This is a genomic window from Cupriavidus sp. 09_S30, from assembly GCF_056930435.1.
The window spans coordinates 602,485-626,729 of sequence record NZ_JBXOWI010000001.1 but is presented as its reverse complement, the minus strand read 5'-3'; the positions used below and the strand labels follow the sequence as shown (position 1 = coordinate 626,729).

Here is a 24,245-nt window from a genome sequence, read left to right as displayed (position 1 = left end):
ACCCTTCAGTGCGACAGGCCACGCCTGCCGCTGAATACCTCGCAAACTGCGTGCCAACTTTCGCGCATTGGCATATATATTGCACATCAGAGGCCATTGCACGATGAGGCCGAGCGATGCTTTATCAGGCGTACCAAACCTATGCGGACCTGACCCATCCAGCCTGCGCGCTGGCCGGGCTGGCTGCCGCGTCGCTGGCAAGCGGCACGACGAGCGAGGCGGCCCGGGCGATGCGCGCGGCCTGCGAGGTCCTCGCGCTGGCCAGGCTGACGCACCAGCGCCCGCCCTTCGGCATCGAAGGCGTGATGGTCGACGGCATGCCGGTCCAGGTCAGCGAAGAGGTGGTGATGCGCACCCCCTTCTGCTCCCTGCTGCGGCTGCGCCGCCACGGTGTGAGCGGCCAGCCGCGCGTGCTGCTGGTGGCGCCGATGTCGGGCCACTTCGCCACCCTGCTGCGCGGCACCGCGCAGACCATGCTGCGCGACCACGATGTCTACATCACCGACTGGCACAACCCGCGCGACATCCCGCTGGCCTGCGGCCGCTTCGGCTTCGACGAGTTCGTCCAGCACCTGGTCGCCTTCCTGCGCGAGCTTGGCGCCGGCACCCACGTGGTTGCGGTGTGCCAGCCGACTGTGGCGGCACTGGCGGCGGCAGCACTGATGGCCGAGGACGATGATCCGGCGCAGCCGGCAAGCCTGACCCTGATGGCCGGCCCGATCGACGCGCGCGTCAACCCCACCAAGGTCAACGCGCTTGCCACCAGCCGCCCGATCGAATGGTTCGAGACCACGCTGATCGGCACGGTACCGCTGCGCTACCCCGGCGCGCTGCGGCGCGTGTACCCGGGCTTCGTCCAGCTGCTCGCCTTCATGACGATGAACCTGGAACGCCACGAGCAGGCGCTGCGCGACCTCTATGCGCTGCGCGCCCGCGGCGAACACGCCCAGGCCGACGCCATCCAGTCCTTCTACGAGGAATACTTCGCCACCATGGACCTGGCCGCCGACTTCTACCTGGAGACGGTCAGCCAGGTCTTCCAGCGCTTCCTGCTGGCGCAGGGCGATCTCGCGGTCGCCGGGCGGCGCGTACGCCCCGCCGCGATCCGCCGCACCCCGCTGCTCACCATCGAGGGCGAGCGCGACGACATCTGCTCGATCGGGCAGACCATGGCAGCGCAGGACCTGTGCGCCAGCCTGCCGCCCTGCAAGCGCATGCACCATGTGCAGACCGGCGTCGGTCACTATGGCGTGTTCCACGGCAAGCGCTGGGAAGTGCAGGTCTACCCGCTGGTACGCGACCACATCTACATGAGCGCCTGAGCCAAGCACCGGAGCGCGCAGGCCGGCGCCTTGGCGCGGCCCGCGCGCATGCACCAGCGTGGCACACCGAACCGTGCGCCGGCACCATCGTGGTGAGAACGCATGAACCAGGCGCTGACCGGGACGCTATCATGGCGACGCGCGAGGGCGGCCTGCCCTCGCACCACGCCGGCGCCATGCCGGCACCCCCGACACCACGGCAACGCAACGGAGTCCCGATGATGCCAGCCCCCTCCCCCCTGCCGACGGCAGTCAACTTCCAGGGCCAGACGCTCGTGCGCGTCGGCGACGACACCAGCTTCCTGCTGCTGGCGCCGGCCCACGGCGGACGGCTTGTGCGCTGGGTACATCGGGGCGAAGACATCCTCTATTGGCCAGACTCTGCCGACTGGACCCGTTCGGGCAAGATCCGGGGCGGCAACCCGCTGCTGTTCCCCTTCATCGGCCGGCACTTCGCCGACGGCGAAGCGGGACGCTGGCGCGACGCCGCCGGCAGCGTCCACGCCTTGCCGCAGCACGGCTTCGCCCGCGACCTGCCCTTTGCAGTCGACGCCGCCCAGGATGGCGAGGGTGGCCCGTCGATCGCCATGTCGCTGCACGCCTCGGACGCGACACGCGCCGGCTACCCCTTCGACTTCGCCTTCACCGCCGGCTACCGCCTGCTGCCGGACGGGCTGGAAGCCACGCTGCGGATCCGCAACACCGGCACCGCGCCGCTGCCGCACTACGCCGGCCACCACTTCTACTTCGGGCTGCCGGCCTCGGTGCGCGCTGGCGCCACGCTGGCCATGCCGCCGGCGGCACGCCAGCGCCAGCGGCCCGACGGCGCGCTCGCGCCAGCCGAGCCAGGCGCCGCCAGCTACCGTCTCGATGACGCGCGCCTGCAGGACACCTTCCACGTGCTCCGGCCTGCCGACGGCCATGCCGGCACCGCTGTGCTCGCCATCCCGCCGCATGCCGCCGCCCCGCGCGGCCGGCGCCTCGCCATCGAACTGGATGCCGGCGGCAGCGCCGCCTGGCATGCCGTGACCACGTGGAGCGAGCACGAGCAGGCCGACTACTATTGCGTCGAGCCCTGGCTGGGCCTGCCTGATGCCATCGGCCATGGCAACGGCCTGCGCTGGCTGGCGCCGGGTGACGAAGACTACGCTGTGTGCCGGCTCAAGGTGCAAGCGTGAGCCGGCCTTGGCCAACGCTGCCGGTGCGCCCGATCCGAACGTGAAGAGGGCGGAGCCAGGCCAGGCTCAGTAGCTGCCCGCTTCGCGCATCGAAGTCCCTTTGACGACGCCTTCCCGGATTGCCGGATCCCCGGCGGTCTCTCCCGCTCTCCCTCCCGAGGGCAGTACGCCGAGACCGAGCCGCGCATGGCTAGGCGGCACACTTCTCCACCAGGAAGTCAACGAATGCGCGGACCCGGCGCGTCACGTGCCGGGCGGAGGGGTAGAGCAGGACAAAGGGCCGCGTGCGGCCGCCATAGTCGGGCAGAACCTCGACGAGTGCGCCATCCCGCAGGTCTTGCTCGACGACGAAGCGGTAGGTCTGGAAGAGACCGGCTCCCGCCCGGGCCAGCGTGACGCCACCGAGCGCATCCTCCGACGTGCCGTAGGTGCCCGGCGTGAGCATGTCCGTTCCCTCTCCCTCCACGTTGAACGTCCACGGAAGCCTCCTGCCGCTGCTGGGCACTTCGAACTGGATGCACTCGTGCTTGTGCAGATCGTCCAGCGTCCGGGGCGTACCCGCGCGCCGGAGATAGTCCGGGGTGCCTACCACGACCATCTCCGCGTCTTCCAGCTTGCGGGCGATGAGGCTCGAATCGTCCGGCGCCCGCCCGCGCACGGACAGGTCGTAGGTATCGTCCGCAAAATCGACATTTCGGTTGCTGATATGCACATCGATCTCGACGTCCGGATACCGCGCCCGGAATGCGGGAAGGATGGGCAGGACGCGATAGTGCGCGTAGGGCGTGGGCAAGCTGATCCGCACCAGGCCCGCCGGCGCCACCTGCTGCCCGCTGATCTGCCGCTCGGCTTCCACCAGTTGCGCCAGGGCACGGCGGCTCTGCTCGAAATAGACGCGCCCAGCTTCGGTCAGCCGGATCTGCCGTGTCGTACGCACAAAGAGGCGGACGCCCAGCCGCTGCTCCAGCCGGAGGATCGTGCGGCTGACCGCGGGCGGCGTCACACCGGCTGCAACTGCCGCCGCCGTGAAGCTGCCGAGCTCCGCGGCGAGACAGAACAGTTCGATGCTGCCGAGCTGAAGGTCGTCGAATTGTCGCTTCATTCCATGAGGCATCCGATGGATGGCGATGCCCGGGGCATCCTCGATGCGCTCTCGGATTCCCGGGCTGCTTCCGCTCCCCAGCGCGCTCTAGCGCGACCTCAGCTGGCCAAGCAGCGTGTGGGCGACGCGTTCGGACGACGCCGGATTCTGGCCGGTGATCAGCAAGCCGTCCTCCACGGCATACGGTTGCCAGTCGCCGACCTTGGAATACCGGCCACCGTTCGCTTTCAGCATGTCTTCCACCAGGAACGGCACGACCTTGGTGAGGCCGACGGCCTCCTCCTCGGTATTCGTGAAGCCCGTCACGTTCTTGCCCTTGACCAGCGGGCTGCCGTCCGGCGCCTTCACATGGCGCAGAACCCCGGGCGCATGGCAGACCGCGGCGACCGGCTTGCCTGAGGCATACACGCGTTCGATCAGCGCGATCGAGTGCGCATCCTCGGCGAGATCCCACATCGGACCGTGCCCGCCCGGATAGAACACCGCGTCGTAGTCGTCGGCCGACACGTCGGAGAGCTTGCGCGTCGTCGCCAGCGCAGCCTTCGCCTGGGCATCCGCCTCGAAGCGGCGCGTCGCATCCGTCTGGAAACCGGGGTCATTGCTCTTCGGGTCGAGCGGCGGCTGTCCGCCCTTGACCGAGGCGAGCGTGACATCGACGCCGGCATCTTGCAGCACGTAGTAGGGCGCGGCCAATTCCTCGAGCCAGAAACCGGTCTTCGCGCCGGTATCGCCGAGTTGGTCGTGAGAAGTCAGAACGATCAGAACCTTCATGACGGATCTCCCAAAGACGTAGGTTGCCTTTCCACCGGGCCCCGGCAATGCGACGCCCGATGCAATGCGATGCGATACCTGCAGCCGGATCGACCGACCCCGCACTGCGCCAGGCACAAATGCCAGTTCGTTGTCTTACCTCGCGGCGTGCGACCCTTCGAAGCATGGAGCATGCGACTTGAAAATCAAAGGCTGGGTCATGGCTGGCCTGGCTTGCCAGTGTACGTTTTTCGGCACTTTACCCCCCCACCTGTTTGCAGTCATGACGAACCACCGGCTGCCCATCTCCACAGCGAGTGAAGGAGGCGCGGCGCCCCTAAGCGCAAGCCCTCGTATTCCCATCAACGCCAATCTTCTCCGCGATTGCGGTTGGTGCCCTCCCAGGCGCCCTGGGAGATCTTCCCTATCGACTTGTTCCCGCTGCGCATAACTGTTGGTCCGCGGTGGGCATTCGTGCGCCAGGACCGCTGCACTAGATTGGTTCCCATCGGCCCCGCTGGTCCGATCGGCATAAAGCCAAATCAATCAACCTATCTAGAGGTTTGCAATGCGCTCTCCCCAAAAAGTCGCCGTTATCACAGGCGCATCCCAAGGCATCGGTGCTGAGCTGGTCAAGGCCTACCGCGAACACGGCTACCGCGTCGTCGCGACGGCACGGACGATCAAGCCCTCAGATGACGCGGACATCCTGGCCGTCGCAGGCGATATCTCAGACCCGGCCACGGCACGCCGCGTGATTGCCGAAGGCCTCAAAACCTTCGGCCGCATCGACACGCTCGTCAACAACGCCGGCATCTTCCTCGCCAAGCCATTTACCCGCTACACCGCGGAAGACTACGCCGCCACGACGGGTGTCAATCTGTCGGGCTTCTTCCATATCACGCAGCTCGCCATTGCCGAGATGGAGAAGAACCGGAGCGGCCATGTGGTCAGCATCACGACAAGCCTGGTGGATCACGCCATCCAGGGCGTGCCGTCGGTGCTCGCTTCCCTGACCAAGGGCGGCCTCAATGCTGCCACCAAGTCGCTGGCGATCGAGTACGCGAAGACCGGGATTCGCGTCAATGCCGTCTCGCCAGGCATCATCAAATCGCCCATGCACGCGCCGGAAACCCACGAAGCGCTCGGCGCCCTGCATCCGGTCGGCCATATGGGCGAGATGCGAGATATCGTGCAAGCCATCCTGTTTCTCGAGTCCGCCCCCTTCGTGACGGGCGAAATCCTGCATGTGGACGGCGGCCAGAGCGCGGGGCACTGAGCGCCGGCGCTTGCTGCGCCCGGGGCGGGCGCAGCAGGCGCATGGCTTTTGTCGCACTTTTTCGACAAGCAGGCAGCCCTGCTGCTTGCGCCACCACCCAAATCCCGCATAGAATTGCGTCCTCCGCGGGCGTCGTATAATGGCTATTACCTTAGCTTCCCAAGCTAAAGACGTGGGTTCGATTCCCATCGCCCGCTCCACCGCATACTGAATCAAGCCGCCAGAGGCAGCCGATCCGTGGTCATTGCGCTGAAGCCAGCGCCAACCGGTTCGGAAACCGCCCGGCGGCTTTCTTGTTGCCATGCTTCCCCAATCCCCCCCTACCGACCCGACGCCGGAAGGTGTCGACGCCGCGCCCGACGCCGCCGACATCGAGGGTGTAGCCCATCCGCGCCGCATCCGCTCCTTCGTGCGGCGTGCCGGCCGCACGTCGACGGGCCAGCAGCGCGCGATCGACGACCTGGGTCCGCGTTTCGTGCTGCCCTATGCACCCGAGCCCCTGGACTGGCAGGCCGCCTTCGGCCGCGCAGCGCCGGCCATCCTGGAAATCGGCTTCGGCATGGGCGAGACCACCGCGCACATCGCCGCACTGCGCCCGCAGGACAACTTCCTCGGCTGCGAAGTGCACGAGCCCGGCGTGGGCGCGCTGCTCAAGCTGGTCGGCGAACGGGACATCGGCAATGTGCGCATCCTGCAGCACGATGCCGTGGAAGTCGTCGCACACATGCTGACCGAGGACAGCCTGGACGGCGTGCATATCTTCTTCCCCGATCCCTGGCACAAGAAGCGCCACAACAAGCGCCGCCTGGTACAGCCGCCGCTGGTGAAGCTGCTGGCCAGCCGCCTGAAGCCGGGCGGCTACATCCACTGCGCCACCGACTGGGAAGAGTACGCGCACCAGATGGTGGAAGTCCTGTCGGGCGAGCCGACGCTGGAAAACACCTCGGATATGGCCGGCGGCTTCGCGCCGCGCCCCGACTACCGTCCGGTCACCAAGTTCGAGCGCCGCGGGCTGCGCCTGGGCCATGGCGTCTGGGATGTGGTGTTCCGCAAGCGCGGCTGATTTTCCAGGCATGACTAGGGCCGCCCCCAGGAGCGCGGCCCGCAGCCGAATAAGGAAGCAGGAATGATAAGAGGCCTCCCCTTGCGGGCGAGGCCTCTTTTGCTTTTGTGGTCACCGCGTGGGCGGCAGCCTACCGCAGCGCTTGCGATATGGCGTTGCGCCTCAGTCGCGCCTCAGTCGCGTGTCTCCAGCGCCCGATTGATGCGCAGCGCCACCATGGTGCACGCGGTACCCGACAGCAGGTAGGCACTGACCGCCACCAGCCCGAACACTGTGGACAGGCCAAGCGCGACCAGCGGCGCGAAGGCGGCGCCGAACAGCCAGGCGAAGTCGGAAGTCAGCGCCGCGCCCGTGTAGCGGAAGCGCCGCTCGAAGTTGGCCGTGACCGTTCCCGCGGCCTGCCCGTAGGACAGCCCCAGCAAGCCAAAGCCTACGAGGATGAACAGATTCTGCCGGGCCGCGCCGCCGCCCATCAGGAAGGGGGCGAACAAGGCGAACACCCCGATCAGGCCGGCCATCAGGCCGAGCGTGGTGCGGCGCCCGATGATGTCGGCGATGCGCCCGGAGGCCAGCGTGCAGAAGATGGCAATAAAGCCACCGATGATCTGCACCACCAGGACGTGGCTGACATCCTGGGTGGCGCTGATCACCACCCAGGACAGCGGGAACACCGTGACCAGGTGGAACAGCGCATAGCTGGCCAGCGCCGCGAAGGCGCCGATAAAGATGTTGTAACCTTGGCCGCGTACCATTTCCATGGTGCTGATCGGTTCCAACTCGCCTTCTTCCAGCAGCTGGGTGTACTCTTGCGTGACCACCAGCCGCAGTCGCGCAAACAGGGCCACCACGTTGATCGCGAAAGCGACGTAGAAGGGGTAGCGCCAGCCCCAATCCAGGAAGTCGCCGCCGTCCAGACTCGTATAGAGGAAAAGGAACAGCGCGGAGGCCACGATGAAGCCGATCGGCGCACCGAGTTGTCCCAGCATGGCGTACCAGCCACGCCGCTGCGACGGGGCATTGATTGCAAGCAGCGAGGGCAGGCCGTCCCACGAGCCGCCGAAGCCGATGCCCTGCAGTACGCGGAAGAAAGACAGCAGCACGATGGACGTGAAGCCGAGGCTGTTGTAGCCAGGCAGGAATGCTATCCCGACCGTGGACGTGCCCAGCACGAACAGCGCGGCCGTGAGCTTGATGCCGCGTCCCCAGCGACGCTGGATCCTCATGAACAAGGCCGTGCCGAACGGCCTCGCGATGAAGGCGAAGGAGAAGATCGTGAAAGCGTACAACATCCCTTCCAGCCTCTCCATGGTCGGAAAGAAGACCGAAGGGAACACCAGTACAGAGGCAATGCCGTAGACGAAGAAGTCGAAGTACTCGGAGGCCCGGCCGATGACGACCCCGGTGGCGATCTCTCCCGGGGCGACCTGCGCGCGATGCGCGGGATCGGGCGCAGCAGGTGAAGCAGAAGACGATTGGTGCTTGTGAGTGATGCTGGTCATCATCAGGCCCTCTCGCAGGTCGGACGCGGTTTCGTGCCGCATCCATAAGAATGGCATCCGCCAGACCACTTTGCCATAGGGAATATGTCCAGTTCTCGCTACGCGATCACGGGCGTAAATTCAGCGCTCTCTCCCACGGCTAAGGTGTCACCTATGCCGACAAGGCCAAACCTCAAAGCCAAGTGCGGATTGCTCCTGCTGCCCGCCCTCACGCTGTTGGCTGGATGCAACGCTGTCCTGCTGTCGCCCGCCGGCGACCTTGCGGTCCGGCAGCGTGACATCATCATCATCTCCACCTGCCTGATGCTGCTGATCATCGTTCCGGTGATCGCGCTGACGCTGCTGTTCGCATGGCGATACCGCGCCTCGAACACAGAGGCGACCTATGAGCCCGACTGGGACCACTCCACGCAACTGGAACTGCTGATCTGGTCCGCGCCGCTGCTGATCATCATCGCGCTCGGCGCGCTGACCTGGGTCAGCACCCACAAGCTCGATCCTTTCCGCCCGCTCGCCCGGCTCGACGAGGCGCGCGAGGTGCCGACCGGCACCGTGCCGCTGACGGTGGAAGTGGTCGCGATGGATTGGAAGTGGCTCTTCGTGTACCCGGAATTGGGCATTGCCACCGTCAACGAACTGGCCGCGCCGGTGGATCAGCCGATCCGCTTCAGGATCACCGCCACCAGCGTGATGAACTCCTTCTTCGTCCCCGCGCTGGCAGGCCAGATCTACGCGATGCCCGGCATGGAGACCAAGCTGCATGCCGTCATCAACCGGCCCGGCGTCTATGAAGGATTCTCGGCCAACTACAGCGGCGCCGGCTTCTCGGGCATGCGCTTCACCTTCCACGGCATGAGCGGCGCCGACTTCGAGCAATGGGTGAAGCAGGTCAGGAGCGGCGGCGGTGCGCTGAGCCGCGCGGCCTACCTGAAGCTCGAGCAGCCTAGCGAGCGCGAACCCGTGCGGCACTATGCCAGCGTGGACAAGGACCTCTACGACGCCATCGTGAACCGTTGCGTCGAGGCCGGCCGCCCATGCATTCGCGACGTGATGGCAATGGACTCGCGCGGCCGCCAAGGCGGGGCACACGATGCCGCCGCGGCCGAAGCCGCCCGCGCGCGGCTCGGGCTGGCGCGCGGCAGCCCCCCCTACCTGAGCGCGGTCTGCACGGCCGCCGACACCGCACGTCTCGCGCGCACTCCCACCGTCTCCGCATCCGGCGGCAACCTGCAGCGATAGCGATCCCCGCAGGCCCCGCCCGATGATGCGCCCCCGGTTCCGTTGATCCACTGCCGACCACGACCACCATGCAAGAGCGCCTCGACTTCACCAAGCTGATATTCGGTCGCCTGACGTGGGAGGCGATCCCGCTCCACGAGCCCATCCTGCTGGCAACCTTCGCGGCGGTCGCCATCGGCGGCGTGGCCGTGCTGGGGGCGATCACCTACTTCCGCCTGTGGGGCTACCTGTGGCACGAGTGGTTCACCAGCATCGACCACAAGAGGATCGGCGTCATGTACGTGGTCCTCGGCGTGGTGATGCTGCTGCGCGGCTTCGCCGACGCCGCCATGATGCGGCTGCAGCAGGCCATCGCCTTCGGCGACTCGCTGGGCTACCTGCCGCCCCACCACTACGACCAGATCTTCACCGCGCACGGCGTGATCATGATCTTCTTCGTGGCCATGCCGCTGGTCACCGGCATCATGAACTTCGTGGTGCCGCTGCAGATCGGCGCGCGCGACGTGGCCTTCCCCTTCCTGAACAATTTCAGCTTCTGGATGACCACCGGCGGCGCGCTCCTGGTGATGGCCTCGTTGTTCGTCGGCGAGTTCGCGCGCACCGGATGGCTGGCCTACCCGCCGTTGTCCGGCATCCTGCAGAGCCCCGACGTCGGCGTGGACTACTACATCTGGGGGCTGCAGGTAGCGGGCATCGGCACCCTGCTGTCGGGCATCAACATCATGGTCACCATCGTCAAGATGCGCGCACCCGGCATGACGCTGATGAAGATGCCGGTATTCACCTGGACCTCGCTGTGCACCAACGTGCTGATCATCGCCGCCTTCCCGGTGCTGACCGCCGCGCTGGCCATGCTGGCGCTCGACCGCTACGTCGGCACCAACTTCTTTACCGCCGATGCCGGCGGCAACCCCATGATGTACGTGAACCTGATCTGGATCTGGGGCCACCCCGAGGTCTACATCCTGGTGCTGCCGGTGTTCGGCGTCTTCTCCGAGGTGGTCTCCACCTTCAGCGGCAAGCGCCTGTTCGGCTATGCGTCGATGGTGTACGCCACGGTGGTGATCACGGTGCTGTCCTACCTGGTCTGGCTGCACCATTTCTTCACCATGGGCTCGGGCGCCAGCGTCAACTCCTTCTTCGGCATCACCACGATGATCATCTCGATCCCGACCGGGGCGAAGATATTCAACTGGCTCTTCACCATGTACAAGGGCCGCATCCGCTTCGAGGTGCCGATGCTGTGGACCGTCGGCTTCATGATCACCTTCGTGATCGGCGGCATGACCGGCGTGCTGCTGGCGGTGCCGCCGGCCGACTTCCTGCTGCACAACAGCCTGTTCCTGATCGCCCATTTCCACAACGTGATCATCGGCGCCGTGATATTCGGGCTGATGGCCGGCATCACCTTCTGGTTCCCCAAGGCCTTCGGCTACCGGCTCGACCCCTTCTGGGGCAAGTGCTCGTTCTGGTTCTGGCTGGTCGGCTTCTACTTCGCCTTCATGCCGCTGTACGTGCTCGGCCTGATGGGCGTCACCCGCCGGCTCAGCCACTTCGTCGACCCCTCGCTGAAGATCTGGTTCCAGCTCGCTGCCTTCGGCGCCTTCCTGATCGCACTGGGCATCGCGAGCTTCCTGATCCAGCTGGTGGTCAGCTTCCGCAGGCGCGAGTCGCTGCGTGACACCACTGGCGACCCCTGGGGGGCGCGCACGCTGGAATGGTCCACCTCCTCTCCCCCGCCCCCCTACAACTTCGCCTTCACGCCCATCGTTCATGACACCGACGCCTGGTGGCAGATGAAGGAGCACAACTTCCAGCGGCCGCAGCAGGACTTCATCCCCATCCACATGCCGAAGAACACCAGCGCCGGCATCATCCTCGCGGGCCTCAGCACGCTGTGCGGCTTTGCGCTGATCTGGCACATGTGGCTGCTGGTGGTGCTGTCCTTCGCCGCCACGCTGGCCGTGGCGATCGGCCACACCTTCAACTACAAGCGCGACTACTACATCCCGGCCGACGAGGTCACCCGCACGGAGGCGGCGCGCACGCGCCTGCTCGCCAACCATGTCTGAGACCACCGCCCTCTACCCGTCCGGGTCCGCCGGCACACCGGAGGCGCCGCAGGCCGCCGGGCCGCTGCGCTTCTACGCCACCACCGAGGTCCATCCGCCCCACGGCACGCTGCTGGGCTTCTGGATCTACCTGATGAGCGACTGTCTCGTCTTCGCCTGCCTGTTCGCCGGCTATGGCGTGCTGGGGCGGCGCTACGGGGGTGGCCCGACCGGCGCCGAACTGTTCGAGCTGCCGCTGGTGGCGCTCAACACCACCTTCCTGCTGCTGTCGTCGATCACCTACGGCTTTGCCATGCTGGAGGTGCAGCGCAACCGCGTGAGCGCCACCCAGTTCTGGCTGGCCGTGACCGGCCTGTTCGGCGCCGCCTTCCTCGGCGTGGAACTGTACGAGTTCGGCACCCTGATCCACGAGGGCAACGGCCCGCAGCGCAGCGCCTTCCTGACCTCCTTCTTCGCCCTGGTCGGCACCCACGGCCTGCACGTGACCACCGGCATCGTCTGGCTGCTGACCCTGATGACCCAGGTCGGCAAGCATGGCCTGATCCACGAGAACAAGCGGCGCCTGATGTGCCTGTCCATGTTCTGGCACTTCCTTGACGTGGTCTGGATCGGCGTCTTCACCTTCGTCTACCTGATGGGAGTGTTACCATGAGCGCGCACGACAATACCCTTGCCGATGCCGGCGGCGCCCACGGCCATGACGACCATCATGACGACGAATTCGCCGACATCCACATCAGCTTCCGGGGCTATATGACAGGCTTCCTCCTGTCGGTGGTCCTCACCGCCGTCCCCTTCTGGCTGGTGATGGGCAAGGTGTTCGAGAAATCCAGTACCACTGCGTTGTTCCTCCTGGCCTTGGCCGCTGTGCAGATCGTCGTGCACATGATCTATTTCCTGCACATGAACGCCAAGTCGCACGGAGGCTGGTCGATGCTCGCGCTGATCTTCACCATCGTGCTGGTGGTCATCGCGCTCAGCGGCTCGCTCTGGGTCATGTTCCACCTCGACGAGAACATGATGCCGATGACAACGCAGGACATGAAGAACTTGCCTTGACCAGCAAACCGAACGCCACCACCGGCCGGCTCGACCGGCTCGACCGAACCTCCCGGCCCCGCCGTCCCGCCACCCTCATCCTGCTTGCCCTGATCGCCCTGCTTGCCTTCGGCGCGCTATGCGCGCTCGGCACCTGGCAGGTCCATCGGCGCGCCTGGAAGCTCGACCTGATCTCCCACGTCGACCAGCGCGTGCATGCGCCTCCTGTCGCCGCGCCCGGCGCCGCCCAGTGGCCGGGCATCACCGCCGCCAGCGACGAATACCGCCACGTGCAGGCAAGCGGCACCTTCCTCAACGACCGCGAGACCCTGGTGCAGGCCAGCACGGAGCTCGGCAGCGGCTACTGGGTGATAACGCCGCTGCGCCAGGCCGACGGCAGCATCGTGCTGGTCAACCGCGGCTTCGTCCCGCCCGAGCAGCGCGAGCGCGCCACGCGCACGGGCACCGAGCCGACGGGCCAGACCACGGTGACGGGCCTGCTGCGCATCAGCGAACCCGGCACCCGCTTCCTGCGCAAGAACGATCCGGCCCGTGACATCTGGTATGCGCGCGACGTGCAGGCCATCGCCGCCGCGCGCGGACTGGGCCCGGTGGCGCCCTACTTCATCGACGCTGAAGCCGCGCCCGCGGCGCCAGGCGCGGCGCCCACCTATCCGGCCGGCGGCCTGACGGTGCTCGCCTTCCCCAACAACCATCTGATCTATGCACTGACCTGGTACGGGCTGGCGCTGATGCTGGTCGGCGGCGTGTGGCTGGTGGTGCGTGAGGAGAGGCGGCTGCGGCGCGATGCGCGCGGTAGCGCAATGCCGGGCAACGGCGGCAAGCCAAGCCACCGCTGACACGTGCCACAAAACAAAAAAAACCTCCCGGATCGGGAGGTTTTTTTGTTGGCGGGGCCTGCCGCGCCTGCCGCGCCTGCCGCGACTTATGCGCTCCAGGCCACCAGCCCGGAATACGCCGTGCCCAGCACGATCAGGCCGAAGGCAATGCGATACCAGGCGAAGGGCTTGAAGTCGTGGGTGGCGACGAAGCGCAGCAGCCAGCGTACGCAGAAGAATGCCGAAATGAAGGCGAAGACGAAACCGATGGCGAAGATGCCCAGGTCGTCGGCCGACAGCAGGGCGCGCGCCTTGTAGAGTTCATAGACGGTGGCGCCGAAGATCACCGGGATGGCCAGGAAGAACGAGAACTCGGTGGCCACCTGGCGCGACAGGCCGAACAGCATGCCGCCGATGATGGTCGCGCCCGAGCGCGAGGTGCCCGGAATCAGCGCGCAGCACTGCGCGAGGCCGACCTTGAGCGCGTCGCGCCAGTTCAGGTCGTCAACCGACTCGATGCGCGGCGCGCCGGCCTTGGCCGCTTCCAGCAGGGCGTTGGCACGCGGGTTCGACACCTGGCCGCGGCGCCCGTCGCGCCGCTCGGCCCACAGGATCACCAGGCCGCCGATGATGAAGGCCGTCGCCACGGTGATGGGATTGAACAGATGTGCCTTGATCCACTTGCCGAAGACCAGGGCCAGCACGATGGCCGGCAGCGTGGCCACGATGACGTTGATGGTAAAGCGCTGGGCCTTGGGATCCGACCCCAGGCCGGCCACCACCTTGGCGATGCGATGGCGGAACTCCCAGCACACCGCCAGGATCGCGCCGAACTGGATCACGATCTCGAAGATCTTGCCCTTCTCGTCGTTGAAGTCCAGCAGCTGGCCGGCCAGGATCAGGTGGCCGGTGCTGGAGATGGGCAAGAACTCGGTCAGGCCTTCCACGATGCCGAGTATCACGGCTTTCAGGGCGATTGCTATATCCATGCTGGAGCGATTTGGTTGTTGTTCGGCCGTCGCGCGGACATTAGGGCCGGTTGATCTTGACGTTGATGCCGTTGGGCAGGACGGTGATTGTACCGGGCTCCACATCGGTGCCGGCCAGGCGCAGCTGTTCCGGCTTGAAGGTGTAGAGGGGATAGCCCTGCAGCAGCTGTTCGGCCAGGATCGCTCCGAGCGCGTTGAGCTGGCGCGAGAACTGCCCCGGCAGGCCCGCCACGTCGAACTGTTGCACCTGCGGATCCTGCAGCACCAGTGAGCGCGAAGGCTGGTCGTAGCGCAGCCCGCTGTCCAGCGCGAAGCGGCCCTTCAGCGGCTGGCTGAAGAACAGCCGATTATCGATGGTGGCGTCGAACTGCACGCTGACTCTGTTGCGCTGCGGATCCAGCAGCAGCTGCGGGTGTGCAAGCTGGATGTCGAACAGCTCCATATAGCGCTTATTGAACGGGAACTTGCGCTCGAGCGCTGCCTGCAGTTGCGCCTGGGAGAATGTGTAGTCGTTGCCGATGCCGGCGCAACCGCCCAGCCAGCCGGCCAGGCCGACGGTGGCAGCCGCTGCGGCCGCGGCCATCCAGCGGCGGCGCGTGGTGTGGATCATGTCTTTTCCCCTAGCTCGATTCATCAGGCCGCCGCCGGCACAGTCTGGGCCTCCAGCCGTGCCAGCCAGGCCAGCGCTTCGCCGCGCGACTCTCCGCACATATCGGCGGCGGGACGCAGGCCCGCGCAAAAGGCCGGCCGCTCCGGCCGGCCGAAAATGGCGCAGCGGTAGTCCGGCAGCAGTTGCACGCACGGCACGCCGGCCGGCTTGCCCTCGGGCATGCCGGGAATCGGCGAGGTGATCGAGGGCGCGATGCAGCAGGCGCCACACGCCGGGCGGCAGGAAACATCAGACTGGCGGGTCATGGCAAAGGTTCAGGACGGCACAGGCCGGCGGACACAAGTCCGCCATTGTGCCCCAGTCCGGAACTGCCGCGCCCGGCTTGGCGAGGCGCGCCCTGCCCGGCTCCCATCGCGGCACCCAGGCCACCGTCCGGAGCGCGGCCGTCACGCGGCGTTTGCGCCGCCTGCCGGCCGCTTGACCGCCTCCGGGGCCTCAACTACATTACTGACCCAGTAGTTATTAACAATAAGAAGCGGCCGACCCACCACACCGAACCGCAGCCCTCCCTTGAACGCATCTCCCCCTAAAGACAAGCCTGGCAGCGAAGGCAAGCGCTGGAGCCGGCGCAAGGCCGCCCGCCCGCAGGAACTGGTGGCGGCCGCCCTGGCCCTGTTCGTCGAGCGCGGCTACGCGGCCACGCGGCTGGAGGACGTGGCCGCGGCGGCAGGCGTGTCCAAGGGCACGGTCTATCTGTACTTCGCCAACAAGGAGGAGTTGTTCAAGACGGTGGTGCGCGAGAACCTCGTGCCCGCCCTGGCCAAGGGGGTGGATCTGGTCGACAGCTACGAAGGTTCGACCCCCGAACTGCTGCGCGAGCTGCTGCGCGGCTGGTGGGGCTTGATCGGGGCCACGCCGGTGGCGGGACTGACCAAGCTGATCCTGGCCGAAGCCGGCAATTTCCCTGACATCGCGGCCTTCTACCATCGCGAGGTCACGGTACCCGGCGATGAGCTGTTCGCCCGGGTACTGGCGCGCGGGGTGGCGCGCGGAGAACTGCGTGCGCTGCCGCCGAACCCGGCCACCACGCTGATCTGCGCACCCCTGGTGTTCCTGATGCTGTGGCAGCACGGCCTGGGCGTGGGCGCGCCCTGCGAGATCGACCCTTCGGCCTATCTCGACAACCTGCTCGAAGTCCTGCTGTTCGGCCTGACCGCCGGCAGCGCGCGCGACACGCCGCTGCCACCAAAGTCGAGCCCCTATTTCTGGGAACGGTTCCGGCAGGCCGCCGACGCCGCCCCCGCGCCGGATGGCCGGCAAGGAGACAAGACGTGAGACGTGGCAAGAAGATCGTGCTGGGTGTGCTCGTGCTCGCCGTGCTGCTGGGCACGGGCGCTGCCATGCGCAAGGGCCGCGGCGCCAAGGCCCCGGCACCGGCGGCACCCGCCATGGTGGAGTTCCTGCAGACCGACCTGGTCAGCGTCGACCCGCGCGACCTGCAGGTCGCGCTGCCGCTGTCCGGCAGCCTGCGGGCGCTGAACCAGTCCTCGGTCAAGGCCAAGGTCTCGGGCGAGGTGCAGCAGGTGCTGGTGCGCGAGGGCGAGCCGGTGCGCGCCGGCCAGGTGATCGCGCGCATCGACCCGACTGAATTCGACGCCAAGGCGGCACAGGCCCGCGGCCAGATGCTCGCTGCCCGCGGCCAGTACGAAAACGCGCGCCAGACCTACGAGCGCAACCGCACGCTGGTGAGCAAGGGCTTCATCTCGCAGACCGCCTTCGACAACTACCAGTCCAGCCTGGACGTGGCCCGCGCCAATCTCGATGCCGCCGAGGCGGGGCTGGCGGTGACGCGGAAAGCGTTGGCCGACACCGTGGTCAAATCGCCGCTGGACGGCACCGTCTCGGCGCGCTCCGTGCAGCCCGGCGAAAAGGTGTCGCCCGACACCCGGCTGATCGACGTGGTCGACCTGCGTGTGCTGGAACTGGAAGCCCCGGTGCCGATGGCCGATGTGGCCCGCACGGCCATCGGCCAGCGCGTGCAGCTCGAGGTGGAGGGCCACGGGCGCCTCGAAGGGCGGCTGGCGCGCATCAATCCGGCCGTCACGCCCGGCACCCGCAGCGTGATGATCTATGTGCGCGTGGACAATGCCGAGACCCGCCTGCGCTCCGGCATGTTCGCGCGCGGCACGCTAGTGCTGGGCAGCCGTGCCGGCGTCCTGGCGGTGCCGGCCGGCGCGGTGCGCAGCGAAGGCGAGCGCGCCTTCGTCTACGCGGTCGAGGACGGCGTGCTGGCCGAGCGCCCCGTGCAGCTTGGCGTGCACGATGCCGGCAGCGGCATGGTGGAAATCACCGCCGGCCTGTCGCCCGGCGCGCGCATCGTGCGCAACAACCTCGGCACGCTGCGCGCAGGCAGCAGAGTCAAGCTCGTCAAGAGCTGAGCCAGGACCCAAGAGGACGCCGCCGCCATGTGGTTCACCCGCCTGTCCATCCGCAACCCGGTGCTGGCCACCATGATGATGCTGGCCTTCATCGTGGTGGGCCTGTTCTCCTACCAGCGCCTGTCGGTAGACCAGTTCCCCGACATCACCTTCCCCATCGTGGTGGTGCAGACCGAGTACCCCGGCGCCGCGCCCGAGTCGGTGGAATCCGACGTGACGCGCAAGGTCGAGGAGATCGTCAACACCATCTCGGGCATCGACGAGATCTTCTCCCACTCCTACCAGGGCAGCTCGGTGGTGGTGGTCAAGTTCGACCTGAGCGTGGATGTGGGCCAGGCCGCGCAGGACGTGCGCGACAAGATCGCGCTGATCCGCCCCCAGCTGCGCGATGAGGTCAAGGAGCCGCGCGTGCTGCGCTACGACCCGTCGGACGCGCCCATCTTCTACCTGTCCGTGTCCAACGCGCCCGGCGCCACGCGCAGCCAGCGCGAACTGACCACGATCGCCGACCAGATCGTGCGCAAGCGGCTGGAGACGGTGCGCGGCGTGGGCGCCATCAATATCGTCGGCGGCACCAAGCGCGAAGTGGAGATCCGCATGCGGCCGGCCCAGCTCGAAGCGCTGGGCATCGGCGTGGACCAGGTCATGAACGCCATCCGCAGCGAGAACCAGGAGCTGCCCGCCGGCGAGCTGCGCTCGTCGGCCACGGAATCGGTGGTGCAGATCAAGGGGCGCGTGCCGACGCCGGAGGCCTTCCGGCAGATCATCGTGGCGCGGCGCGCCGGCCATCCCGTCACGCTCGGCGAGGTGGCCGACGTGCGCGATGGCGAGGAAGAGCGGGAAAGCCTGGCGCTGCTGGATGGCAAGCGCGCCCTCTTCCTGTCGGTGGTCAAGGCGCAGGGGCAGAACACGGTGGATACCGTGGACGGCCTGGTGCGCATGACCGAGGAAACGCGCAAGCTGGTGCCCGCCGACGTGCGCCTGACCGTCATCAACGACACCGCGCGCGGCATCCGCAGCAGCGTCAAGGAGGTCCGCTCCACCCTGCTCGAAGGCGCGCTGCTGACGGTGGCGATCGTCTTCCTCTTCCTCGGCTCGTGGCGCAGCACGGTGATCACGGGGCTGACGCTGCCGATCGCCCTGATCGGCACCTTCGGCGTCATGTATATGTGCGGCTTCACGCTGAACGTGATCACGCTGATGGCGCTGTCGCTGTGCGTGGGCCTGCTGATCGACGATGCCATCGTCGTGCGCGAGAACATCGTGCGCCACAACCTGATGGGCAAGGACCACCACGCGGCGGCGCTGGACGGTACCAACGAGATCGGGCTGGCGGTGCTGGCCACCACCTTCTCCATCGTGGCGGTGTTCCTGCCCGTGGGCTTCATGGGCGGCATCATCGGCCGCTTCTTCCACCAGTTCGGCATCACCGTGGTGGCGGCGGTGCTGATCTCGATGTTCGTGTCCTTCACGCTCGACCCCATGCTGTCATCGGTCTGGCACGATCCGGACCTGCATGGCACCGGGAACAAGACCAGCTGGTACGGCCGCACCGTGGGCCGCGCGCTCGACTGGTTCTCGACGCGCATGGATGGGCTGGGCAACGGCTACGCCGCCATGCTCGCCTGGGCGCTGCGCCATCGCCTGGCCACTGCCCTCATCGCCGTGGTGACCTTCCTCGGCAGCTTCGCGCTGGTGCCCCTGATCGGAACGGAGTTCGTGCCGGCGGCCGACCTGGGCGAGACGCAGGTCGGCTTCACCACGCCCGTCGGCACCGCCCTGGACGTGACCGAGGCCAAGGTCAGGCAGGTCGAGGCGGCCCTGCGCGAGTTCCCCGAGGTCGACTACACCTACGCCACCATCAACGCCGGCAATACTTCGGGGCGCAATAACGCACTGGTATCGGTGCGGCTGATAGACCGGCGCGCCCGCGCGCGCAGCACCGCACAGCTCAATCCCCTGATCCGCCAGCGGCTGGCCAGCATCGCCGGCATCACGCTGACCATGGTCGGCATGCCCGACGGCGCCGGCGGCCAGAAGGCGCTCCAGGTATCGATCCAGGGGGATGACCTGGACGAGCTGCGCCGTCTGTCGCAGGAGGCCAGCCGCCGCATGGCGGCCATCCCCGGCCTGGCCGACCTCGACTCCAGCATGAAGGATGACCGCCCCACCATCGAGGTGCGCGTGCGCCGCGAGCTGGCCTCGGACCTGGGCATCGGCGTGGCACAGATCGGCAACGCCCTGCGCCCGCTGCTGGCGGGCGATGCCATCAGCTCCTGGCGCGGGCCCGACGACCAGAACTATGACGTGCGCGTGCGCCTGCCCAAGGACGCACGCACCGGCCTGGCCGACCTGAACGCGCTGATGATCGCCAGCAGCCAGACCAATGCCGACGGCTCGCCGAAGATGGTGCCGCTGCGCCAGGTGGCGGAGCTGGTGCCGACCACCGGCGCCAACCAGATCAGCCGGCGCGACCTGAACCGCGAAGTGGAGCTGACCGCGAACACGGCCGGGCGCTCCGCCGGCGAGGTGGCGCGCGACGTCAAGCAAGCGCTGGACGGCATGAACTGGCCCGCTGGCTACAAGTACCGCTTCGGCGGCTCGACCAAATCGATGAACGAGTCCTTCGGCTACGCCGTCTCGGCGCTGGCGCTGGCCATCATCTTCATCTACATGATCCTGGCTTCGCAGTTCGCCAGCTTCTTCCAGCCGCTGGCCATCATGAGCTCGCTGCCGCTGACGCTGATCGGCGTGTTCGCGGCGCTGCTGATGTTCCGCTCCACCCTGAACATGTTTTCCATCATCGGCTTCATCATGCTGATGGGGCTGGTGACGAAGAATGCCATCCTGCTGGTGGACTTCGCCAACCAGGCGCGCAAGGGCGAGGACGGCAAGGCCGGGCTGTCGCGCGAGGCGGCGCTGGTGGAGGCCGCGCGCGTGCGGCTGCGCCCGATCCTGATGACCACGCTGGCCATGATCTTCGGCATGGTGCCGCTGGCCTTCAGCCTGGGCGAAGGCGCTGAGCAGCGCGCGCCGATGGGCCAGACCGTGATTGGCGGCATCATCACCTCCTCAGTGCTGACGCTGGTGGTGGTACCCGTGATCTACACCTACCTCGACGACTTCGGGGCCTGGCTGGCCAGGCTCTGGCGCGGCAAGCCGGCGCATCCGCCGGCCCCCGCGGCGCCGGCCGGCCAGCCCGGCGAAGTGTCCGCGGAATGAACCGGGTGACACTCGCGGGGGTTAGAATAGACGGTTTGACGAAATTCAGGGTCCGGAAGCGCCACCCGGGCGTGGCCGGACCGCAAGATGGAACCGCTCGGAACCGTTGGCGGTTGGCAATGGAAGGAATGGCAAGATGGATATCGAAAAAGCCCGCTTCAATATGATCGAACAGCAGATCCGTCCCTGGGATGTGCTGGATCAGGAAATCCTGGACCTGTTGGCCGTGGTCAAGAGAGAGCAGTTCGTGCCGCCCGAGCATGCGGCCCTGGCTTTCGTCGACATGGAAATCCCGCTGCCGGGCGGCCAGTGCATGCTGCCCCCGCGCGTGGAAGCCCGCATCCTGCAGGACCTGGCCGTGCGCAAGCATGAAAACGTGCTGGAAATCGGCACCGGCTCGGGCTATATGGCCGCCCTGCTGGCCCAGCGCGCCCGCCACGTGCTGTCGGTCGAGATCCGCCCGGAACTGGTGACAATGAGCCGCCTCAACCTGGCCCGCGCCAGCGTGGGCAACGTGGAAGTCGTCGAGGGCAATGCCGCGGCCGGCTGGGATGCCGCCGCCCCCTACGACGTCATCTGCATCTCGGGCTCGCTGCCCGTGCTGCCCAAGAGCATCCTGGCCCAGGTCAAGGTGGGCGGCCGCATCGCTGCCTTCATCGGCACGCTGCCGGTGATGGAAGCGCGCCTCGTCACGCGCGTGTCCGAGACCGAATACCAGGTGACCAACCTGTTCGAGACCGCCGTGCAACCGCTGGACGGCGCCGAGCAGCCCTCCCGCTTCCAGTTCTAAGGTAAGAGCAAGCCATGCAGGTCATCAAGGCAACGGAACTGGCCCAGTGGCTGGCCGATAGCGGCCGGCCGCAGCCGGTCCTGCTCGATGTGCGCGAAGGCTGGGAGGTGCAGACCTGCGCCATGCCCGGCATCACCCACATCCCGATGGGACAGATCCCCGCCCGCCTGGCGGAGCTGGATGAAGATGCGGACATCGTCTGCATCTGCCACCACGGCATGCGCAGCATGCAGGTGGCCAGCTTCCTCGAGCGCCAGGGCTATGCCAAGGTCTACAACCTGAGCGGCGGCGTCGATGCCTGGGCCCACGAGGTGGACCCGGCCATGCCGAAGTACTGAGGGCGGATCGCCTATCGCTCATCGGCCCTATCGGCCCCATCGCCCCCGCCGGCCCCGCGCCGGCCGCAATACCGACGGCCGGCCGCCTCGCGCCGGCATACCTGGAGATGTCATGACGTTCGCGCTTCCCGCCGTGCCTGGCAGTCCCCAGGCATGCCTGGCCCTGCTGCTGCCTTTGCTCGCGCTGCTGCAGCCGGCCGCAGCCGCTGCGGCTGACCTGATGCAGGTCTACCGCGATGCGCAGGCCAACGACGCGCAGTTCGCCGGCGCGCGGGCCCAGCGGGAGGCGACGCGCGAAAAACTGCCGCAGGCCAGGTCCGGCCTGCTGCCGCAGATCTTCGGCTCGGCGGGCGCCACGCGCACCAATATCGACCAGAGCCAGCCGCTGCAGGCCAACCGCTTCTTCAACAACAACAACTGGGCCCTGCAGCTGAACCAGCCGTTGTTCCGCTGGGACCGCTGGGAAACCTACAAGCAGGGCGAACTGGCCGTGCTGGCCGGCGAGGTCACCTTCAACCAGGCGCAGATCGACCTGATCCTGCGCACCGCGCAAGCCTACTTCGACGTGCTGAGCGCGCAGGACACCCTCTACCTGGCTGGCGCACAGAAGAAAGCGATCGCCGAGCAGCTGGCGCAGGCAAAACGTAATTTCGAGGTCGGCACCGCCACCATCACCGACGCCAACGACGCACAGGCGCGCTACGACCTGGCCGTCTCCACCGAGATCGCCGCACAGAATGACCTGGAAATCCGGCGCGCGACGCTGCAGCAGATCACTGCCAAGCCGGTCGACGATCTGCTCGGCCTGCGCGCCGGCGCCGCCCTTCCGGGGCCGCAGCCAGCCGACGTGAACGCCTGGGCCTCCCAGGCCGAAGCCGACAACCTGCAGGTCGGCCTGGCGCGCTACAACCTGGAAACGGCGCAGCGCGAGACCAACAAGGCCCGTGCCGCGCACCTGCCCTCGGTCGACCTGGTGGCCGCCTACGGCTTCACCAACCAGACCGGCACGGCGACCCAGCAGGTCAATATCGCGAGCCGGTACAACAGCTCGCAGATCGGCGTGCAGCTGAACATCCCCATCTTCACCGGCGGCCAGATCCAGTCGCGCGTGCGCGAGACGCTGGCGCTGGCCGACAAGGCCGCCAGCGACCTGGAATTCGCCCGCCGCAGCGCGGCGCAGACGGCGCGCCAGAGCTATTCGGGCGTCTCCAACGGACTGGCGCAGGTCAAGGCGCTCGAGGCGGCCGAGCATTCGGCGCAGAGCGCGGTCGAATCGAACCAGCTCGGCTATGAGGTCGGCGTGCGCATCAATATCGACGTGCTCAACGCCGAGGCCCAGCTCTACTCGACGCGGCGCGACCTGGCCCGCGCGCGCTACGACACCATCATGAACGGGCTGCGGCTGAAAGGCGCGGCCGCCACGCTGCAGGAAGACGACGTGGTGCAGATCAATACGCTGCTGACGTCGGCGCCGGGCAGCATGATCAAGCCGCCGGAGGCCGCCAGGCTCGGCTCGCGCGACCAGGCCGCGCCCCGACGCGCCGCTGCCCCGCGTCGCGAGACCTTCGCCGGCAATACACCTGTTACGCGCTGAGGCTCGGACTGCGCACCGGGGCCACCGGGGCGCTGGCGCGGCAGGCGCCGCGCCGCATCGTTATTGCGCCCGTGTGCGCGACTCCACGCGCAGCAGCTTCCAGCGGACCGATGACGCGTCGGCCGGCGGATTCTCCACTCGGGTCTCCAGTACGCGCAGCGTGTAGGCAGTGCCGGGCTCGAAGTCCAGGCCTTCGATGGGGCCGTACCAGAGGGTCCACGGTGCATCGGGCGCGGTCTTGACGCGATAGCACTGCTGGGGCGCCACGCCGGTGCAGTTCACCCGCTGCGAATCCACGTAGATGGTCTTCTCGACGCCGCCAGCCTGCGCCTGCGCATCGAGCTTGTCGGCGCGGCGGCCCACGCCTTCGCGCTCGACGAACTGCAGCAGGTCGCCATTGGCGGCCTTCCAGATGACCTGGCGGCCCATCGAACCCGAGGACGGCTGCAGGCCGACGGTGCTGAGCGGCGCTTCCATGAGTTGGTACAAGGCGGACTCCAACGCCATCCGCGGCGGCTCGCAGGCCATGCGCGTGCCCGCCACCGGGCCGAAGCGGATGCCACCGGCAATCTTGCCGTAGCTGCCGGTGAAGCGGTTGCAGCCGCTGTATCCGCTGACCCGGCCCTGTGCGGCGTCGATGCCGGCGCTGAACTCGAACATGATCGGCTCGCCGTTATCGCCGTGGGGAATCGGCTTGAGTGTGCCGTCAGCCTGCTGCCAGCGCATCAGCTCCCAGCGGCTGGGACCGTCGGACTGGCTCTGGTTCAGGCCGGCCGGCTCACCCGCGGGGGCCTCCGGCGCAGACGACGACGCGCACGCGGCCAATGCGCCACCCAATAACAGGGCGGCGCCAAGGGCGGTAAGACGGGCTGGCATGTGCATG

22 protein-coding genes and 1 tRNA gene are annotated in these 24,245 nt (G+C 67.4%); 16 read left to right on the top strand and 7 right to left on the bottom strand.

The features are described from left to right. Positions 1–116: 116 nt before the first annotated feature. Entirely contained in the window at positions 117–1,322 is a 1,206-nt protein-coding gene (locus AC1Z3O_RS02965; RefSeq protein WP_483513386.1) for a polyhydroxyalkanoate depolymerase, read from the top strand. A gap of 221 nt (positions 1,323–1,543) precedes the next feature. Then, complete coding sequence (locus AC1Z3O_RS02960) at positions 1,544–2,500, top strand: aldose epimerase family protein (RefSeq protein ID WP_483517504.1); 957 nt, start codon at positions 1,544–1,546, stop codon at positions 2,498–2,500. Between the two features lie 190 nt (positions 2,501–2,690). Here the strand turns inward: AC1Z3O_RS02960 and AC1Z3O_RS02955 are convergent, their stop codons facing one another. Then, positions 2,691–3,602: a LysR family transcriptional regulator gene (locus AC1Z3O_RS02955; protein WP_483513385.1), complete on the bottom strand. Its 912-nt coding sequence runs from the start codon at positions 3,600–3,602 to the stop codon at positions 2,691–2,693. An 87-nt stretch (positions 3,603–3,689) separates the two neighbouring features. Beyond that, positions 3,690–4,373: a type 1 glutamine amidotransferase domain-containing protein gene (locus AC1Z3O_RS02950; RefSeq protein WP_483513383.1), complete on the bottom strand. Its 684-nt coding sequence runs from the start codon at positions 4,371–4,373 to the stop codon at positions 3,690–3,692. A 547-nt stretch (positions 4,374–4,920) separates the two neighbouring features. Here AC1Z3O_RS02950 and AC1Z3O_RS02945 point away from each other — a divergent pair. The 3 genes from AC1Z3O_RS02945 to trmB all read left to right on the top strand — a co-directional run bounded on the left by AC1Z3O_RS02945 (position 4,921) and on the right by trmB (position 6,694). Continuing rightward, the gene (locus tag AC1Z3O_RS02945) at positions 4,921–5,631 is read left to right on the top strand and encodes an SDR family NAD(P)-dependent oxidoreductase (protein WP_483513382.1); all 711 of its coding nucleotides are present in this window, start codon (positions 4,921–4,923) and stop codon (positions 5,629–5,631) included. A gap of 125 nt (positions 5,632–5,756) precedes the next feature. Beyond that, positions 5,757–5,831 (top strand) — tRNA-Gly (locus AC1Z3O_RS02940). Positions 5,832–5,932: 101 nt separating this feature from the next. Beyond that, entirely contained in the window at positions 5,933–6,694 is a 762-nt protein-coding gene (trmB, locus tag AC1Z3O_RS02935) for a tRNA (guanosine(46)-N7)-methyltransferase TrmB (RefSeq protein WP_483513381.1), read from the top strand. Between the two features lie 173 nt (positions 6,695–6,867). Here the strand turns inward: trmB and AC1Z3O_RS02930 are convergent, their stop codons facing one another. Next, on the bottom strand, positions 6,868–8,193 hold the full coding sequence (locus AC1Z3O_RS02930) for an MFS transporter (RefSeq protein ID WP_483517503.1): 1,326 nt from the start codon (positions 8,191–8,193) through the stop codon (positions 6,868–6,870). Positions 8,194–8,346: 153 nt separating this feature from the next. Here AC1Z3O_RS02930 and cyoA point away from each other — a divergent pair, with 153 nt between their 5' ends. From cyoA to AC1Z3O_RS02905, 5 genes are all read left to right on the top strand, one after another. Continuing rightward, positions 8,347–9,432: a ubiquinol oxidase subunit II gene (cyoA, locus tag AC1Z3O_RS02925; protein ID WP_483513380.1), complete on the top strand. Its 1,086-nt coding sequence runs from the start codon at positions 8,347–8,349 to the stop codon at positions 9,430–9,432. A 68-nt stretch (positions 9,433–9,500) separates the two neighbouring features. Further along, the gene (cyoB, locus tag AC1Z3O_RS02920; RefSeq protein WP_483513378.1) at positions 9,501–11,504 is read left to right on the top strand and encodes a cytochrome o ubiquinol oxidase subunit I; all 2,004 of its coding nucleotides are present in this window, start codon (positions 9,501–9,503) and stop codon (positions 11,502–11,504) included. Next, positions 11,497–12,156, top strand: coding sequence for a cytochrome o ubiquinol oxidase subunit III (cyoC, locus tag AC1Z3O_RS02915; RefSeq protein ID WP_483513376.1), 660 nt, complete (start codon positions 11,497–11,499; stop codon positions 12,154–12,156). The genes cyoB and cyoC overlap by 8 nt, the downstream gene beginning before the upstream one ends. Further along, complete coding sequence (cyoD, locus tag AC1Z3O_RS02910; protein ID WP_483513374.1) at positions 12,153–12,563, top strand: cytochrome o ubiquinol oxidase subunit IV; 411 nt, start codon at positions 12,153–12,155, stop codon at positions 12,561–12,563. Before cyoC ends, cyoD begins: the two co-directional genes overlap by 4 nt. Next, a complete protein-coding gene (locus AC1Z3O_RS02905; RefSeq protein WP_483513372.1) occupies positions 12,560–13,402 on the top strand; it encodes an SURF1 family protein in 843 nt (280 codons plus the stop codon). Before cyoD ends, AC1Z3O_RS02905 begins: the two co-directional genes overlap by 4 nt. An 86-nt stretch (positions 13,403–13,488) precedes the next feature. On the opposite strand, the gene AC1Z3O_RS02900 is transcribed toward AC1Z3O_RS02905, so the two are convergent. Genes AC1Z3O_RS02900 through AC1Z3O_RS02890 form a run of 3 tightly spaced genes read right to left on the bottom strand, consistent with a single transcriptional unit; the run spans position 13,489 to position 15,285 of the window. Beyond that, a complete protein-coding gene (locus AC1Z3O_RS02900; protein ID WP_483513370.1) occupies positions 13,489–14,370 on the bottom strand; it encodes an undecaprenyl-diphosphate phosphatase in 882 nt (293 codons plus the stop codon). Between the two features lie 40 nt (positions 14,371–14,410). After that, a complete protein-coding gene (locus AC1Z3O_RS02895) occupies positions 14,411–14,980 on the bottom strand; it encodes a DUF1439 domain-containing protein (RefSeq protein WP_483513368.1) in 570 nt (189 codons plus the stop codon). A 23-nt stretch (positions 14,981–15,003) separates the two neighbouring features. Continuing rightward, on the bottom strand, positions 15,004–15,285 hold the full coding sequence (locus tag AC1Z3O_RS02890; RefSeq protein ID WP_483513366.1) for a YkgJ family cysteine cluster protein: 282 nt from the start codon (positions 15,283–15,285) through the stop codon (positions 15,004–15,006). 265 nt (positions 15,286–15,550) lie between these two features. Between AC1Z3O_RS02890 and AC1Z3O_RS02885 the strand changes: the two genes are divergently transcribed. From AC1Z3O_RS02885 to AC1Z3O_RS02860, 6 genes are all read left to right on the top strand, one after another. After that, positions 15,551–16,315, top strand: coding sequence for a TetR/AcrR family transcriptional regulator (locus AC1Z3O_RS02885; RefSeq protein WP_483513365.1), 765 nt, complete (start codon positions 15,551–15,553; stop codon positions 16,313–16,315). Positions 16,316–16,347: 32 nt separating this feature from the next. Then, positions 16,348–17,418 (top strand): efflux RND transporter periplasmic adaptor subunit, encoded by a 1,071-nt coding sequence (locus tag AC1Z3O_RS02880; protein ID WP_483517502.1) that lies wholly within the window; start codon positions 16,348–16,350, stop codon positions 17,416–17,418. Between the two features lie 27 nt (positions 17,419–17,445). After that, positions 17,446–20,640 (top strand): efflux RND transporter permease subunit, encoded by a 3,195-nt coding sequence (locus tag AC1Z3O_RS02875; protein WP_483513364.1) that lies wholly within the window; start codon positions 17,446–17,448, stop codon positions 20,638–20,640. Positions 20,641–20,776: 136 nt separating this feature from the next. Next, positions 20,777–21,430, top strand: a complete 654-nt coding sequence (locus tag AC1Z3O_RS02870) for a protein-L-isoaspartate O-methyltransferase family protein (RefSeq protein WP_483513362.1) — start codon at positions 20,777–20,779, stop codon at positions 21,428–21,430. A 14-nt stretch (positions 21,431–21,444) separates the two neighbouring features. Further along, positions 21,445–21,768 carry a rhodanese-like domain-containing protein gene (locus AC1Z3O_RS02865; RefSeq protein WP_483513360.1) on the top strand — a complete coding sequence of 108 codons (324 nt, stop codon included), beginning with the start codon at positions 21,445–21,447 and terminating at the stop codon, positions 21,766–21,768. Positions 21,769–21,880: 112 nt separating this feature from the next. Then, complete coding sequence (locus AC1Z3O_RS02860; protein WP_483513359.1) at positions 21,881–23,362, top strand: TolC family outer membrane protein; 1,482 nt, start codon at positions 21,881–21,883, stop codon at positions 23,360–23,362. 60 nt (positions 23,363–23,422) lie between these two features. Here AC1Z3O_RS02860 and AC1Z3O_RS02855 read toward each other — a convergent pair whose 3' ends face one another. Next, positions 23,423–24,244 (bottom strand): META and DUF4377 domain-containing protein, encoded by an 822-nt coding sequence (locus tag AC1Z3O_RS02855; RefSeq protein ID WP_483513357.1) that lies wholly within the window; start codon positions 24,242–24,244, stop codon positions 23,423–23,425. Position 24,245: the final 1 nt, after the last annotated feature.

Coding starts and splice junctions, on each gene's coding strand:
- cyoA (WP_483513380.1), top strand. CDS start 8,347: ATGCCGACAAGGCCAAACCTCAAAGCCAAGTGCGGATTGCTCCTGCTG.
- cyoC (WP_483513376.1), top strand. CDS start 11,497: ATGTCTGAGACCACCGCCCTCTACCCGTCCGGGTCCGCCGGCACACCG.
- AC1Z3O_RS02860 (WP_483513359.1), top strand. CDS start 21,881: ATGACGTTCGCGCTTCCCGCCGTGCCTGGCAGTCCCCAGGCATGCCTG.
- AC1Z3O_RS02960 (WP_483517504.1), top strand. CDS start 1,544: ATGCCAGCCCCCTCCCCCCTGCCGACGGCAGTCAACTTCCAGGGCCAG.
- AC1Z3O_RS02950 (WP_483513383.1), bottom strand. CDS start 4,373: ATGAAGGTTCTGATCGTTCTGACTTCTCACGACCAACTCGGCGATACC.
- AC1Z3O_RS02870 (WP_483513362.1), top strand. CDS start 20,777: ATGGATATCGAAAAAGCCCGCTTCAATATGATCGAACAGCAGATCCGT.
- AC1Z3O_RS02900 (WP_483513370.1), bottom strand. CDS start 14,370: ATGGATATAGCAATCGCCCTGAAAGCCGTGATACTCGGCATCGTGGAA.
- trmB (WP_483513381.1), top strand. CDS start 5,933: ATGCTTCCCCAATCCCCCCCTACCGACCCGACGCCGGAAGGTGTCGAC.
- AC1Z3O_RS02895 (WP_483513368.1), bottom strand. CDS start 14,980: ATGATCCACACCACGCGCCGCCGCTGGATGGCCGCGGCCGCAGCGGCT.
- AC1Z3O_RS02945 (WP_483513382.1), top strand. CDS start 4,921: ATGCGCTCTCCCCAAAAAGTCGCCGTTATCACAGGCGCATCCCAAGGC.
- AC1Z3O_RS02865 (WP_483513360.1), top strand. CDS start 21,445: ATGCAGGTCATCAAGGCAACGGAACTGGCCCAGTGGCTGGCCGATAGC.
- cyoB (WP_483513378.1), top strand. CDS start 9,501: ATGCAAGAGCGCCTCGACTTCACCAAGCTGATATTCGGTCGCCTGACG.
- AC1Z3O_RS02875 (WP_483513364.1), top strand. CDS start 17,446: ATGTGGTTCACCCGCCTGTCCATCCGCAACCCGGTGCTGGCCACCATG.
- AC1Z3O_RS02930 (WP_483517503.1), bottom strand. CDS start 8,193: ATGACCAGCATCACTCACAAGCACCAATCGTCTTCTGCTTCACCTGCT.
- cyoD (WP_483513374.1), top strand. CDS start 12,153: ATGAGCGCGCACGACAATACCCTTGCCGATGCCGGCGGCGCCCACGGC.
- AC1Z3O_RS02955 (WP_483513385.1), bottom strand. CDS start 3,602: ATGAAGCGACAATTCGACGACCTTCAGCTCGGCAGCATCGAACTGTTC.
- AC1Z3O_RS02890 (WP_483513366.1), bottom strand. CDS start 15,285: ATGACCCGCCAGTCTGATGTTTCCTGCCGCCCGGCGTGTGGCGCCTGC.
- AC1Z3O_RS02855 (WP_483513357.1), bottom strand. CDS start 24,244: ATGCACATGCCAGCCCGTCTTACCGCCCTTGGCGCCGCCCTGTTATTG.
- AC1Z3O_RS02965 (WP_483513386.1), top strand. CDS start 117: ATGCTTTATCAGGCGTACCAAACCTATGCGGACCTGACCCATCCAGCC.